The 13,492-nt window shown below is 68.2% G+C and carries 14 protein-coding genes; 9 read left to right on the top strand and 5 right to left on the bottom strand.

Translation table 11 applies throughout. The annotated features are described in order from the left end of the window. Positions 1–49 precede the first annotated feature (49 nt). Together BDI24065_RS37960 and BDI24065_RS37955 are read right to left on the bottom strand one after the other, a co-directional pair. Positions 50–1,159, bottom strand: a complete 1,110-nt coding sequence (locus BDI24065_RS37960) for an NAD(P)/FAD-dependent oxidoreductase (protein WP_175035506.1) — start codon at positions 1,157–1,159, stop codon at positions 50–52. A gap of 177 nt (positions 1,160–1,336) precedes the next feature. Further along, positions 1,337–2,317: an AAA family ATPase gene (locus BDI24065_RS37955; protein ID WP_175015385.1), complete on the bottom strand. Its 981-nt coding sequence runs from the start codon at positions 2,315–2,317 to the stop codon at positions 1,337–1,339. Between the two features lie 229 nt (positions 2,318–2,546). On the opposite strand from BDI24065_RS37955, the gene BDI24065_RS37950 reads away from it, so the two are divergent. The 9 genes from BDI24065_RS37950 (at position 2,547) to BDI24065_RS37910 (ending at position 11,313) form a co-directional block, all read left to right on the top strand. Beyond that, a complete protein-coding gene (locus BDI24065_RS37950) occupies positions 2,547–3,266 on the top strand; it encodes a nitroreductase (RefSeq protein ID WP_175035505.1) in 720 nt (239 codons plus the stop codon). A 146-nt stretch (positions 3,267–3,412) separates the two neighbouring features. Beyond that, entirely contained in the window at positions 3,413–3,901 is a 489-nt protein-coding gene (locus tag BDI24065_RS37945; RefSeq protein WP_175035504.1) for a hypothetical protein, read from the top strand. 5 nt (positions 3,902–3,906) lie between these two features. Next, entirely contained in the window at positions 3,907–4,722 is an 816-nt protein-coding gene (locus BDI24065_RS37940; protein ID WP_039354781.1) for an endonuclease/exonuclease/phosphatase family protein, read from the top strand. Between the two features lie 129 nt (positions 4,723–4,851). After that, complete coding sequence (locus tag BDI24065_RS37935; RefSeq protein ID WP_089431829.1) at positions 4,852–5,499, top strand: LysE family translocator; 648 nt, start codon at positions 4,852–4,854, stop codon at positions 5,497–5,499. A gap of 235 nt (positions 5,500–5,734) precedes the next feature. Continuing rightward, entirely contained in the window at positions 5,735–6,505 is a 771-nt protein-coding gene (locus tag BDI24065_RS37930) for a ferredoxin--NADP reductase (protein WP_043184673.1), read from the top strand. A gap of 415 nt (positions 6,506–6,920) precedes the next feature. Then, positions 6,921–7,736 carry a quorum system sensor histidine kinase RqpS gene (rqpS, locus tag BDI24065_RS37925; protein ID WP_175035503.1) on the top strand — a complete coding sequence of 272 codons (816 nt, stop codon included), beginning with the start codon at positions 6,921–6,923 and terminating at the stop codon, positions 7,734–7,736. A 7-nt stretch (positions 7,737–7,743) separates the two neighbouring features. Beyond that, positions 7,744–8,400 carry a response regulator transcription factor RqpR gene (rqpR, locus tag BDI24065_RS37920; protein ID WP_175035502.1) on the top strand — a complete coding sequence of 219 codons (657 nt, stop codon included), beginning with the start codon at positions 7,744–7,746 and terminating at the stop codon, positions 8,398–8,400. 216 nt (positions 8,401–8,616) lie between these two features. Continuing rightward, positions 8,617–10,023, top strand: a complete 1,407-nt coding sequence (locus BDI24065_RS37915) for an amino acid permease (RefSeq protein ID WP_175035501.1) — start codon at positions 8,617–8,619, stop codon at positions 10,021–10,023. Positions 10,024–10,287: 264 nt separating this feature from the next. After that, positions 10,288–11,313: an XdhC family protein gene (locus BDI24065_RS37910; RefSeq protein WP_175035526.1), complete on the top strand. Its 1,026-nt coding sequence runs from the start codon at positions 10,288–10,290 to the stop codon at positions 11,311–11,313. Positions 11,314–11,456: 143 nt separating this feature from the next. Here the strand turns inward: BDI24065_RS37910 and BDI24065_RS37905 are convergent, their stop codons facing one another. The 3 genes from BDI24065_RS37905 to fliK all read right to left on the bottom strand — a co-directional run. Continuing rightward, positions 11,457–12,191, bottom strand: coding sequence for a PepSY-associated TM helix domain-containing protein (locus tag BDI24065_RS37905; protein ID WP_085041894.1), 735 nt, complete (start codon positions 12,189–12,191; stop codon positions 11,457–11,459). A gap of 269 nt (positions 12,192–12,460) precedes the next feature. Then, entirely contained in the window at positions 12,461–12,778 is a 318-nt protein-coding gene (locus BDI24065_RS37900) for an EscU/YscU/HrcU family type III secretion system export apparatus switch protein (protein WP_166962517.1), read from the bottom strand. Next, positions 12,775–13,492: flagellar hook-length control protein FliK (gene fliK, locus BDI24065_RS37895; RefSeq protein ID WP_175035500.1), on the bottom strand; the 718-nt coding region annotated here is incomplete at its 5' end. The genes BDI24065_RS37900 and fliK, both read right to left, overlap by 4 nt.

Genomic DNA, 13,492 nt, shown 5'->3' with positions numbered 1-13,492 from the left:
ATACGCATCCGCCACATACCCGCCACATACCCGCCACACTCGCGCCGCGTCAGCGGTAAGCCGTCATGTCGCCCACGCGCTGCGCGAGCGCGAGCGATGCGGTGAGCCCCGGCGATTCGATGCCGAACAGGTTCACGAGCCCGCGCACGCCATGCTGCGCGGCGCCCTGCACGATGAAATCGGCCGGCGGCTCGCCGGGGCCTGCGACCTTCGGCCGGATGCCCGCGTACGCCGGCTGCAGCGCGTCGTCGGGCAACTCAGGCCAGAACGCACGAATCGACGCGTAGAACGCGGTTGCGCGCGCGGGATCGACTTCGTAGCGCAGCACATCGACCCATTCGACGTCCGGGCCGAAGCGCGCCTGCCCGCCGAGGTCGAGCGTCAGGTGCACACCGAGCCCCGCGCGGTCGGGCATCGGGTAGATCAGGTGCGAGAACGGCGCTCGGCCCGACAGGCTGAAGTAGTTGCCGCGCGCGAGATAGAGCGGCGGCACCCAGCGCGGGTCGAGGCCGCGCATGCGGCGCGCCAGCGCCTGGGCGCCGAGGCCCGCGCTGTTGATCACGCAGGCGGCCTCGATCTCGGTCGGCGCGTCGCCGCCCGTGCGCACGACGAAGCGCCCGCCGCGCAGCACGTCGATCGATTCCACCGGGGATTTCAGCGCGCACACCGCGCCGTCGCGCTCCGCGTCGCCAAGCAGCGCGAGCATCAGCTGGTGGCTGTCGACGATGCCGGTGGACGGCGAGAACAGCGCCTCGACGCATTCGAGCGCGGGCTCGAGCGTCTGCGCCTCGGCGCGCGTGAGCGGCATCAGGTCGAGCACACCGTTTTCGGTCGCGCGCGCGGCGATCGCCTTCAGCTGTTTCACCTGCGCGGCACTCGTGGCGACGAGCAGCTTGCCGGCGCGCCGGTGCGGCACCTGATGCGTCTCGCAGAATTCGTACAGCAGGTCGCGCCCGTGCACGCACGACATCGCCTTCAGCGACCCGCGCGGATAGTAGAGCCCCGCATGGATCACTTCGCTGTTGCGCGCACTCGTCCCGGTGCCGATCGCATCGGCGGCCTCGAGCACGAGCGTTTCACGCCCGCGCGCGGCCAGTTCGCGCGCAATCGCAAGACCGACGACGCCCGCGCCGATCACGACACAATCCATCTGCTCCATGACGTTTCGCGCCGCTAGCGCGTCGAGGGGAGAGAAGAGAATTGTACGTCCCGGTTCATCCGCTTGCCGAGGGTCGTGCAACGTATCGCGACGACGCCTTGCATGACGTGCGACGCATGGCACGACTCACGGCACTGCACGGCGCGCACGCCGCCGTGCAGTGCGTGCGCCGCTCGTTCAGAAGCCGATCGGCCGGCGCTTCGCGGCGCCTTCGTCGGCCCGGATGTCGCGCGGCGCGATCGCATCGCGGCCGTCGAGCCGCGCGGCGCCGAATGCGTGCAGCAGCGCGCGGCGCATCGTGCGTGGCGGTGTCGCGGCCAGCACGTCGAGCGCGTCGTCGCCGAGGGTGTCCGGGAAGCGCCGCCCCCACGCATGCGACGTGCGGATCTCGTCGTAGATCGTCTGCGCAATCCGGCGCGCGCCGGCCGCATCGGGCGGCTCGATCTCGTACACGTTCATCCGGTTGAGCAGCGGCTCCGGAATCGCGTGCGCCTCGTTCGCGGTCGCGATCCAGATCACGTTGCCCGCATCGATCGGCACTTCCGCGAATTCGTCGATGAATGCGCGCGCGGTGTCGTGCTCGAGCAACGCGTACAGCGCGCCGAGCGGATCGTATTGCGCATCGCTGCCGGCCTTGTCGATCTCGTCGACCGCGATCACCGGGTTCGCGTAGCTGCCGTTCACGAGCGCATCGAACACCTTGCCGGGCTTCGCGTTCTTCCATTGCGACGACGCGCCCGACAGGATCCAGCCGGCCGTCAGCGAACTCATCGGCACGTAGTGGTACGCGGTGCCGAGCAGTTGCGCGAGCGCCTTCGCAAAGTGCGTCTTGCCGATGCCCGGGGGCCCGAGCAGCAGGATCGGCATCAGTTCGAGCCGGTCGTCCGTTTCGAGGCACAGCGCGACCTGCTTGCGCACGTCGTCGAGCGGCTCGGCGAAATTGGGCAATGCCTCGCCGAGCGCGTCGAACGACGGCATCCGGTTCGGCTTCACGCAGAAGCGCAGATTGCCCGTCTTGAGCATCCTCTCGTAGGTGGCGCGCAGTGCGTCGCTCGCGCTCTCGTTCAGGTCACTCAGCGCCGTCTCGACCTGCTCGAGGTCGTACACCGTGCTGAAGGACGCCACCGCCAGTTCCTGTTTCACCATCGCCGTCGTCATACCAACCTCGCTGCCGCTTGCTGTCACACGACCATCAGACCCTTACGATTTCAGTGTAGCGATCCCGCATCCCCGCGCAAGCAAGCAGCCACGCGAGTCTGCTGCTAACACCCGCGCGCGCTGCACGACGGCGTACCGCGGCGTATGATCGTCGGTTCACTCACCCGCCGCACCGGCCTTGCCGACGGCGCCCGCGCGGCGCGTCGGACCCCGTCCCGAAGGTATGCCGATGTCCGTCCCCACTGCTGTCCCGCGCGTCGATGCCGATGCGGCCGATGCCGTCGACGCGGCGCTCACGTCGCGCCGCGCGATCCGCGCGTTCCTGCCGACACCCGTGCCGCGCGACACGCTCGAGGCGATCCTCGAAGCCGCGAGCCGCGCGCCGTCGGGCACCAACATCCAGCCGTGGCGCGTGTACGTCGCGACCGGCGCCACGCGCGATGCGCTCGCCGCCGCGCTCACCGCGGCCCACGACGATCCCGCGCGCGACGAGAAATACGTCGCCGAGTACGACTACTACCCGCGCGAATGGGTGTCGCCGTATATCGACCGGCGCCGCAAGGTCGGCTGGGACCTGTACGGCCTGTTGAACATCGGCCGCGACGAGAAGGCGCGCATGCATGCGCAGCACGCACGCAACTTCCGCTTCTTCGATGCGCCGGTCGCGCTGTTCTTCACGCTCGACCGCGTGATGACCCACGGTGCATGGCTCGACTGCGGGATGTTCCTGCAGGGCGTGATGACGGCTGCGCGCGCACGCGGGCTCGATACCTGCCCGCAGGCTGCGTTCGTGCCGTTTCACCGGATCGTCACCGAACACCTCGGCATTCCCGCCAACGAACAGCTCGTCTGCGGCATGTCGCTCGGCCATGCGGACCCCGGCGCGATCGAGAACCGCCTCGTCACCGAGCGCGCGCCCGTCGCCGAGTTCACGCGCTTTTTCGCTTGAAAACGCATGACGCGGCCCTACCTTTCGAACAGGAACGCATCGTGCGGCGAACCTGCCGCGGCGCGTCCTGTCACATCGCGACCGAAATCGATCGGGCGTAAGATGTGCGTCCGTTCCCCGCTATTCCGCGTTTCCGGAGACGTTTCATGCTGAAACACGGCCTGGCCATCCTGCTCGCGAGCGTCGCGCTCGCCGCCCATGCGCAGAGCCCCGCACCGGCCTCCGTCGCGTGGGAGATCCAGGTGGTGCGCGACGGTCAGACCATCGACACGTTCCAGCAGCGCACCACCGTGGGTCAGACCCGTACCGATACCCATCGCTATCCGTCCGCCGTGCCGGTCGGCTGCGGCAATGCCGCGCGCGTCGTGCCGACCGAGCGTTCGCGCTCGGTGACGGTCGCGCCGCTCACCGCCGATGCCGGTGCGAACACGGTGTCGCTCGCACTCGACGTGCAGGAAACGATCGACGACGAAGGCGCGAAGCCGGCCGATCCGTGCGTGCCTGCATCGCCGCGGCAAATCGTCGCGAGCCACCCCGGCCTGACGGTCGGTGGCGACGCGTGGACCGACTGGACGCTCGTCGAGCAACATCCGCGCCTCGTGTACCGCGTGCGGGCGCACGTCGCGAAGGATTGAGCGTCATGTCCGCCGACGCCCTGTCCCTGCCGTTCGCCGAACCGCACGCCGCACCCGACGAAATCACCGCGGTGAGCTGGAACCTGCACAAGGGCCGCTCGCCGCTCGGCTTCACCGCGTGGAACGCGATGCGCAACTGGATGCAGTCGACGCACGCCGACGTGTATTTCCTGCAGGAAGCGATGGCGCGCCGCATGCCGCGCCCCGTACTCGCGCCCGGCTTCGGCGCGCCGATGGACGACGCGGTCGACGACGTATGGCACTGCCAGGCCACCGAGATCGCGCATGCGCTCGACTGGCAGATCGCGCTCGGGCCGAACGTGTTCAAGCCGTCGTGGCGGCATGGCAACGCGATCCTGTCACCGCACCCGCTCGACCTCGGCGGCCGCTGGGACATCTCCGCGCACCGCTTCGAGCGGCGCGGCCTGTTGGTCGCGCGCGCGACGCTCGCAGGTGCGCGCCCGGTCACGCTGCTGTGCGCGCACCTCGCGCTCACGCGCGCCGCGCGACTGCGCCAGATGCACTGGATCGCGCACTGGATCGTGCGCAACGCGGGCGACGGCCCGCTGATGCTCGCCGGCGACTTCAACGACTGGCGCAACGATTCGGTCGCGCTGTTCGGCGAGATCGGGTTGTCCGAGGTCGCGACGCTGCTCGGCGAATCGGGCCGCACGTTCCCTGCGTTCTCGCCGGCGCTCGCGCTCGACAAGATGTTCGTGCGTGGGCTGACACCGCTCGAATGGCGCGCACCGTCCGGCGAGGCCGCGTGGCTGTCGGATCACCTGCCGTACATCGCGCGCCTGCGCCTCGATCCGCAATAACGTTCCCGCTCCCGGCCGGATTTCAGCCGGGTTGCAACCGGATTGCGCGCCGCCAAAGCGCGGCCGCGCGGCGCGCGCTACATTAACGCCTTGCCCATTCCGCCAGGCCCGCCGCCGGGCCGCGCCGCCATGACTTACCTGCCGATCCTGCTGCAAATCGCCGTCGTCTATCTCGTCGCGGCGATCACCCCCGGCCCGAATTTCTTCATGATTTCGCAACTGTCGCTTGCCGGGCGGCGCAGCCTCGGCGCCGCGTCGGCGCTCGGCGTCGGCACCGCGTCGATCGCGTGGGCGACACTCGCGATGCTCGGCCTCGCGGCCGTGCTGCACCAGGTCGAATGGCTGTACGAGGCGATCCGGATCGGCGGTGCCGTGTACCTCGTGTATTTCGGCTTCAAGCTGCTGCGCGCGGGCGTGCGCCGCGACACGACGCCGGCCGATGCCCCCGACGAACGCGCGCCGCTGGCCGCGCCGCATGCACGCGACTACCTGCGCGCGTATCGCAGCGGCCTGTTCACGTGCCTGACGAACCCGAAATCGTGTGCGTTCTGGACCAGCGTGTTCGCGGCGATGCTGCCCGCGCACGTGCCGCTGTGGTTCAACGGTGCGGTGCTGGTGACGATCGGCGTGCTGTCGGCCGGCTGGTATTCGTGCGTCGCGTACCTGTTCGCGAGCCCGCGCGCGCAGCGCGGCTACCGTCGCGTGCGACGCCCGCTCGACGCGCTGTGCGGCGTGGCGCTCGTCGGCCTCGGCGCGAAACTCGCGGCCGAGCGCTGAAAAATTGAAAGCTGATTGAAATAATTCGTTGCGCCAAATCCGCGCGGCCACGGGGGTCAAGCCCGCGATCCGCGTCAACAGGGTAAAATAACGAGTTCCTCAATCGTCTGTCATCGAGAAGGCGCGTGTCAGACGCGCCGGCCGGCCGATCCGCGATCGGGCCGTCGCACTCGTTTTTTTTGCCCGTTTTTGGGCCCGTTACTCGCGTTCGCTACGCGCGTCCGTTTTCAAAGCCATGAGCAAATACGACACCGCCACCGTCCAATCCGTCCATCACTGGACCGACACGCTGTTCAGCTTCACCTGCACCCGTGAGGCGAGCCTGCGCTTCAACAACGGCGAATTCACGATGGTCGGCCTCGAGGTCGACGGCAAGCCGCTCGCGCGCGCCTACTCGATCGTCAGCCCGAACTACGAAGAGCATCTCGAATTCTTCAGCATCAAGGTGCAGAACGGCCCGCTGACGTCGCGCCTGCAGCACCTGAAGGTGGGCGACACGGTGCTGATCGGCAAGAAGCCGACGGGCACGCTGGTCGCCGACAACCTGCTGCCGGGCAAGACGCTGTGGATGCTGTCCACGGGCACGGGCCTCGCGCCGTTCATGTCGATCATCCGCGACCCGGACATCTACGAACGCTTCGACAAGGTGATCCTGACGCACACGTGCCGCCTGAAGGGCGAGCTCGCGTACATGGACTTCATCAAGCACGACCTGCCGGGCCACGAATACCTTGGCGACATCATCAAGGAAAAGCTCGTCTACTACCCGACGGTCACGCGCGAAGCGTTCGACAACGAAGGCCGGATCACCGACCTGATCTCGACGGGCAAGCTGTTCACGGATCTCGACGTCCCGCCGTTCTCGCCGGAAAACGACCGCGTGATGCTGTGCGGCAGCACCGCGATGCTGAAGGACACGACCGACCTGCTGAAGCAGGCCGGCCTCGTCGAAGGCAAGAACAGCGCGCCGGGCCACTACGTGATCGAGCGCGCATTCGTGGACTGATCGATCCCCAAATTTGCGCGTCATCAAGAACCGGAGCGAAAGCTCCGGTTTTTTTTCATCCCTACTTGGCGAATTCGTAACAAATTGGGATCATCACATCTCAAATAGTTACATTTGGATACGTCATCGTCCGGTGCTCGGGTGTCAGTGTTTTTCCTACAACACGTTCATTCCGATTATTCACATTTACCCTTAAATGTCCGCCCGACATGACGTTTTCAGAAATTTTGAGATATTATTCGCCGCGCGTGGTTGCCGTTCGGATGAGAGTGGAAGGGTCGGATGCAAGTGTTACAAGACGTAACTTTTGTTACCTCGGCAGGGGGCGATTCTCTGGCGGCGACCGTCATCGAAACGGCAGCCGATCCACGCAGCCAGCCGGTGTCTGAACCGCTTTCTGACAGCAGGGAGAGTCATGGATACGTCGCTTAACGCGCCTTTGGGCGCCCACGCCCCGTTCCCGTCGCAACAGCGCGTGCCGGGCTGCGTCGCGACTCCGCCCATTGCCGGCGTCTCGCCGAAACGCGGTACCTCTGCCGCGCGGATCGCAGCGCTGTCTGCCCAGTTGCTCGCCGCCGACGAAGCGGCCCGCCGCCACCTGGCCGGCGAGCTGCACGACGGGCTCGGCGCCGAACTCACCGCTGCGCGTTTCGCGCTCGCAAACGTTCAAACGTGGCTGCCGGCCGATGCGCCGGACGGTTGCCTGCGCGCGCTGGAGCTTGCGCAGCAGGCGCTCGACGCCGCGACCGACGCGAATCGCCGGCTGATCGAAGAACGCGACACGCCGGCGCTCGACGCGGGCGTGGTCGGCACGCTGTCGTCGTGGGTCGACACCCATGCGGCACGCACCGGCCTGCGCACCAGCTTCGTCTGTGCGGCCGACGCGCGCCTGACGCAGATCGCCGGCGCCAGCGCGCTCGCGGTGTTCCGCGTCGCGCAGGAAGCGTTGTCGAACGTCGCGAAGCACGCACGCGCGACGTCGGTCGATGTGCGCATCGCCACCGACGGCACGCATCTGTCACTGATTGTCTCCGACGATGGGACCGGTTTCTCCCGTAGCCGTCGCACCGGCTACGGTCTCGCCGGCATGCGCGCCCGCTGCGAGGCGTTCGGCGGCAGCTTCGAGACGGCCACGCCGGACACCGGCCACGGCACGCGCGTCACCGCGCGCTTCGCTTGGGATTCGCTGCTCGCGGTGCCCGTCACGGCCCGCCGCGCGTCGCTTTCGTGAGGTCGTCATGAGCCTGAACATCCTGCTCGTGGACGATCACGCGATCGTCCGGCAAGGGATCCGCCAGTTGCTGATCGACCGCGGCGTCGCACGCAACGTCACCGAGGCCGAAAACGGCGGTGACGCGATGACGGCCGTCGACAAGCAGGAATTCGACGTGATCCTGCTCGACATCTCGCTGCCGGACACCAACGGCATCGAAGTGCTCAAGCGCCTCAAGCGCAAGCTGCCGCGCACGCCGGTGCTGATGTTCTCGATGTACCGCGAGGATCAGTACGCGGTGCGCGCGCTGAAGGCCGGCGCCGCCGGCTACCTGTCGAAGACGGTCAATGCCGCGCAGATGATCGGCGCGATCCAGCAGGTCGCGGCCGGCCGCAAGTACGTGAGCCCCGCGATGGCCGAGGCGCTCGCCGAATACGTGTCGTTCGAGAACGAACCGCTGCCGCACGAGAAGCTGTCCGACCGCGAATACCAGACGCTCTGCATGCTCGCGTCCGGCAAGCGGCTCACCGACATCGCGAACACGCTGTCGCTGTCCGTGAAGACGGTGAGCGTGTACCGGTCGCGGCTGCTCGAGAAGATGCGGCTGTCGAACAACGCGGAGCTCACGTTCTACGTGATGAGCAACCGGCTCGTCGACATGGCGCCCACGGCCGGCGCCTGATTTCCCCGATCCACCCGGTTCACCCGATCCAGCGACGCGGCACATGCCGCGCCGCCGCGCACTGCCGCCCGTCTGAAGCGCAAGCGCTTGTTTTATCGGACGATTCAGTGACGCTGCGCTGCGCTGCAGCGGGTCTTGTGCGCCAAATCGGCTAAAATTACGGGTTTTCACTCAGTCAGCGCTACCGCGCCTGCGCGCGCTGGCGATTCATCCGCAATGTCTCTCTTCCGCAAGAAAAACGTCGATCGCATGATCGCCGGCGCGCATGCCGCCGGGCTCAAGAAAGCGCTCGGCGCGATCGACCTCACCTTCCTCGGCATCGGCGCGATCATCGGCACCGGCATCTTCGTGCTGACCGGTACCGGCGCCGTGCAGGCCGGCCCCGCACTGATGCTGTCGTTCGTGATCGCCGCGATCGCGTGCGGCCTCGCCGCACTGTCGTACGCGGAGTTCGCGTCGACGATCCCCGTCGCCGGCTCGATCTACACGTACTCGTACGCCACCCTCGGCGAGCTCGTCGCGTGGATCATCGGCTGGGACCTGATGCTCGAATACGGCCTCGCGTCGTCGGCCGTGTCGGTCGGCTGGTCGGGCTACCTGCAGTCGCTGCTGCAGGGCTTCGGGCTCACGCTGCCCACCGTGCTGACCGCCGCGCCCGGTGCGGTGCCGGGCGTCGTCACGTGGTTCAACCTGCCCGCGTTCCTGGTGATGATCGTGATCACGACGCTGCTGTCGATCGGCATCCGCGAGTCGACCCGCATCAACAACATCATGGTGTTCATCAAGGTGTCGGTCGTCCTGCTCGTGATCGCGGTCGGCGTGTTCCACGTGACGCCCGCGAACTGGCAGCCGTTCATGCCGCACGGCTGGAACGGCGTGTTCGGCGCAGCGGCCGTGATGTTCTTCGCGTTCATCGGCTTCGACGCGGTGTCGTCGGCGGCCGAGGAAGTGAAGAACCCGAAACGCGACCTGCCGATCGGCATCATCGCGTCGCTCGCGGTGTGCGCGGTGCTGTACGTGACGGTCGCCGCGGTCGCGACCGGCATCGTGCCGTCGGCCCAGTACGCGAACATCTCGCACCCGATCTCGTACGCGCTGCAGATGGCCGGCGAGACTTGGGTGGCAGGCTTCATCGATCTCGGCGCCGTGCTCGGCATGCTGACCGTGATCCTCGTGATGAGCTACGGCCAGACGCGCGTGATCTTCGCGATGTCGCGCGACGGGCTGCTGCCGGCAGCGCTGTCGCGCGTACACCCGCGCTACGCGACGCCGTTCCTGACGACCTGGCTCGTCGGCCTGTTCTTCGGGCTGATCGCCGCGCTCGTGCCGCTCAACGTGCTCGCAGAACTGATCAACATCGGCACGCTCGCGGCGTTCTCGATGGTGTCGATCGCGGTGCTCGTGCTGCGCCGCACGCACCCCGACCTGCCGCGCGCGTTCCGCTGCCCCGGCGTGCCGGTGGTGCCGATCCTCGCGGTCGCGTCGTGCCTGTTCCTGATGCTGAACCTGCAGCCCATCACGTGGGCCGCGTTCGGTATCTGGCTCGTGATCGGCCTCGTGATCTACTTCCTGTACTCGCGTCACCACTCGAAGCTCGCACACGGTCAGCACGACGCGCACTGAGTGCCGCAGCGGCGCGCGCAGGCCGCGCGTCGCGACGAACACCGCGCGGGCCCGCCACCGGCGTCCCGCGCGCGCCCTCCCGAACCGGCCGCGGTGCCGTTCCCGCGATCGATCGCTGTCCGATCGTCGCGATCTCTTGCCCGATTCTCCGGATTTGCCCGCACGCGCCACCGCACTGCCTGCACGTGCGCGCCGCGCGGTTCATAATCCCGCCATCGAACGACGGTCCCGGGCAGCGGGCCGCCCGGCAACAGGAAGAAGATGATGGAAAGCGTCGATCTCGATGTATTGAAATCCAGCGCGCGCTGGCTCGAAGAAGGGCGCCGCGTGCTGCTCGTGACGGTCGTGAAGACGTGGGGCTCGTCGCCGCGCCCCGAAGGCGCGATGCTCGCGGTGCGCGAGGACGGGCTCGTGGTCGGCTCCGTGTCCGGCGGGTGTATCGAGGACGACCTGATCGCCCGCGTGCACGCGAGCGGGATCGCGGCCGACGCACGCCCGGAAGCGCTCAAGTACGGCGTGACGGCCGAGGAAGCACACCGCTTCGGGCTGCCTTGCGGCGGCACGATCCAGCTCGTTCTCGAGCCGCTCACGCGCGACAGCGGGATTGCCGCGCTGTGCGCGGAAGTCGAGGCCGGCCGCCTCGTCACGCGCACGATGACGCTCGCGACCGGCCGCGCCTCGCTGTCGCCCGCGCAGGCGGCCGACGGGCTCGCGTTCGACGGCGAACGGCTCATGACGATCCACGGGCCACGCTACCGGATGCTCGTGATCGGCGCCGGCCAGTTGTCACGCTATCTGTGCCAGATCGCGGTCGGGCTCGACTACCAGGTGACGGTGTGCGATCCGCGTGAGGAATACACGGATGCGTGGGACGTGCCGGGTACGCGCGTCGTGCACACGATGCCCGACGATACGGTGCTCGACATGAACCTCGATGCGCGTTCGGCCGTGATCGCGCTCACGCACGATCCGAAGCTCGACGATCTCGCGCTGATGGAGGCGCTGAAGACGCCCGCGTTCTACGTGGGCGCGCTCGGCTCGCGGCGCAACAACGCGGCACGGCGCGAGCGGTTGCGCGAATTCGACCTGAACGAAGCGGAACTGGGCCGGCTGCACGGGCCGGCCGGCATCTACATCGGCAGCCGGACGCCGCCGGAAATCGCGATCTCGATCCTCGCCGAGATCACCGCAGCGAAGAACAACGTGTCGCTGCCGACCATCCTGCAGGTCGAAGGCGCGAAGGCTGCGCGCGAAATCGCGGCGAACAGCGGCGCGGCCTGCGGCCTCTGATCGCCACCGGCTCCGGCGCGCGGTCGCGCCGGATACGCACTGGATACGCACTGGATACGCACCGGGTACGCGCCGACGACGAGCGAAGCGGACGAAACCAGCGAAACGGCACGAGCCGGCACCCTGCCGGCGCGTGCCGCCGATCAGGTCAGGCCCGCGGCCAGCGCCGCGGCGACCGAACCGACCACCAGCACGACGCCGACCGTGCGGCGCTTGTTCAGCTCGGTCCACAGCAGCACGCCGGTCAGCGACAGCAGGATCAGCGAGCCCGCGATCGTGTCCATCAGCAGCACCCAGCCGAGATTCATCCCGACGCCGCGATGCAGGTTGTTCAACGTCGTCAGGAACGTGTTGCCCGTGCGCTTCACCGCGACATAGCCGTTGCCGACCCAGTATTCGGCCTGCAGGTTCTGATGCGGGCCGAACAGACCCATCTGCCAGTGCTCCGGTTGCATCACGCGCTTGTCGCCCCACGCCACGGGCTGTGCAGGCTCCTTGCGCATGCGGCCCGGCTTGCCGTCGAAATGCAGTTCGTGCTGCAGCCATTTCGTCATCGCGGCGGGTGTCTTCGGCGCCGGATCCGGCAGCGCGATCTGCATCTCCTCGACCTGCGGCTCGCCGGTCGAAATCTTCAGCGGCGGTGCGCGGTGGTTGAGCAACACCCCCGTCACGCCGAACAGCAGCCCGAGCACCGCGCCCCACAACCCGACCCAGCCGTGCACCTTGCGCAGCCACTTGATGAAGGTCGCGCGGCGCGAGCGCTGGCGGCGTGCGGCCAGTTCGTCGTCGCTCAGCGGGCGGGCCGCCGGGTGCAGCACGGTGACGCCCGCGCGGGAAGTCCCCGTCTTGGGCGGATTGATCGTTTCGGGCGCGTTCACGCGAGAGATTCCATTCGTTCAAAACAACGGGCGGCGCGCAAAGCGTGCGCGCCGCCCGAGCAACATGAAAATGAGAATGGATATCATTACATAAATCGATTGCCCGCTCAATCAGCCCGGGGACGCAGCGGCAAGTCCCATGAGAGAGGAAATGTGGACAAAGCGCGCACGTTGCATCGCGATGTCGATCAATAGGCGAAAAATATCGACAGAATGACCTTGCAAGGTCGAGACGGCATTTCGTAAGAAATCGCGTGATGCCGGGCCGTTCAGCGCAGCGGCGGCAGCGGAAAGCGCGGCGCGGTGTCGTCCGGCGCGGGCTCGGTGCGGTCGAGCGCGTACAGCCACGCGAGCAGATCCGCGACCGCCTGGTAGAGCTGCGGCGGAATCCGGTCGTCGAGGTCGACCTGCATCAGCAGCGACACCATCTCCGGCGCCGTATGCACGTACAACCCCGCATCGTGCGCGCGCGCGACGATCATCTCGGCGAGCACGCCATAGCCCTTCGCAACCACGCGCGGCGCCGCATCGCCGCCTTTCGGATCGTAGACGAGCGCGGCCGCGCGCTTGCGGGACGTCATGCTCATTGCAGCGCCTCGTCGCCGGTATCCGGCGCACGCGTCGCGGGGCCGCCGGCCGAGGCCGAACCGCTCGCGTACGCGGCGGCCGCCGCCTGCGCCGCAAACAGGTCGAAACCGTCCGGGCCGTCGTCGACCGCGCGGATCGACAGCCCGCCCACCTTGAGCCCCGACCCTTCGAGCCGCTGCCGCAGCGCTGCCTCGTGCCGCGTGAGGCGGTCGGCGCCCGTCTGGTTCGCGCGCAGCCGCGCGACGAGCTGCGTGCCGTTCAGCACCAGCTCCGCGTCGACCGTGCCGAGCGACGCCAGCGTCAGCGTCAGGCGCGTGCGCCAGGCGATGCCGTCACCCGCGTCGCCGTCGCCGCGCGGCGCACGGTTGCCCGGATCGTCGGGCTCGATCGTCCAGTCGAGCCGCGCGCCGGGCCACGCCTCGCCCGCCCAGCGGAACTGGTCGGTCGCGAGCGCGTCGAGCTGCTGCCGGACGAGCGGCACGGCGGCCGGGTGCACGGTCGCAAGCGTCTGCGCCTGCGAATCGGACGACGCGGTGGCCAGTTCGGCCCGCGCGGGCGTCCAGTGCGCATCGGATCGCTCACCGAGCAGATCGGCCGTATCGGGCGACAGCGACGCGCCCTGTCGCGCGCCTGCCGGCAAGCCCTGCGCAGCATCGCGCGCCGACGCGCCGCCCTGGGCCGGCGTGCCCGGCTGTGCCGTCGCGCGCGCGGCC

The sequence above is a fragment of the Burkholderia lata genome (assembly GCF_902499025.1).
Taxonomy (GTDB): domain Bacteria; phylum Pseudomonadota; class Gammaproteobacteria; order Burkholderiales; family Burkholderiaceae; genus Burkholderia; species Burkholderia lata_C.
This window is presented reverse-complemented; position numbering and strand designations above follow the sequence as displayed.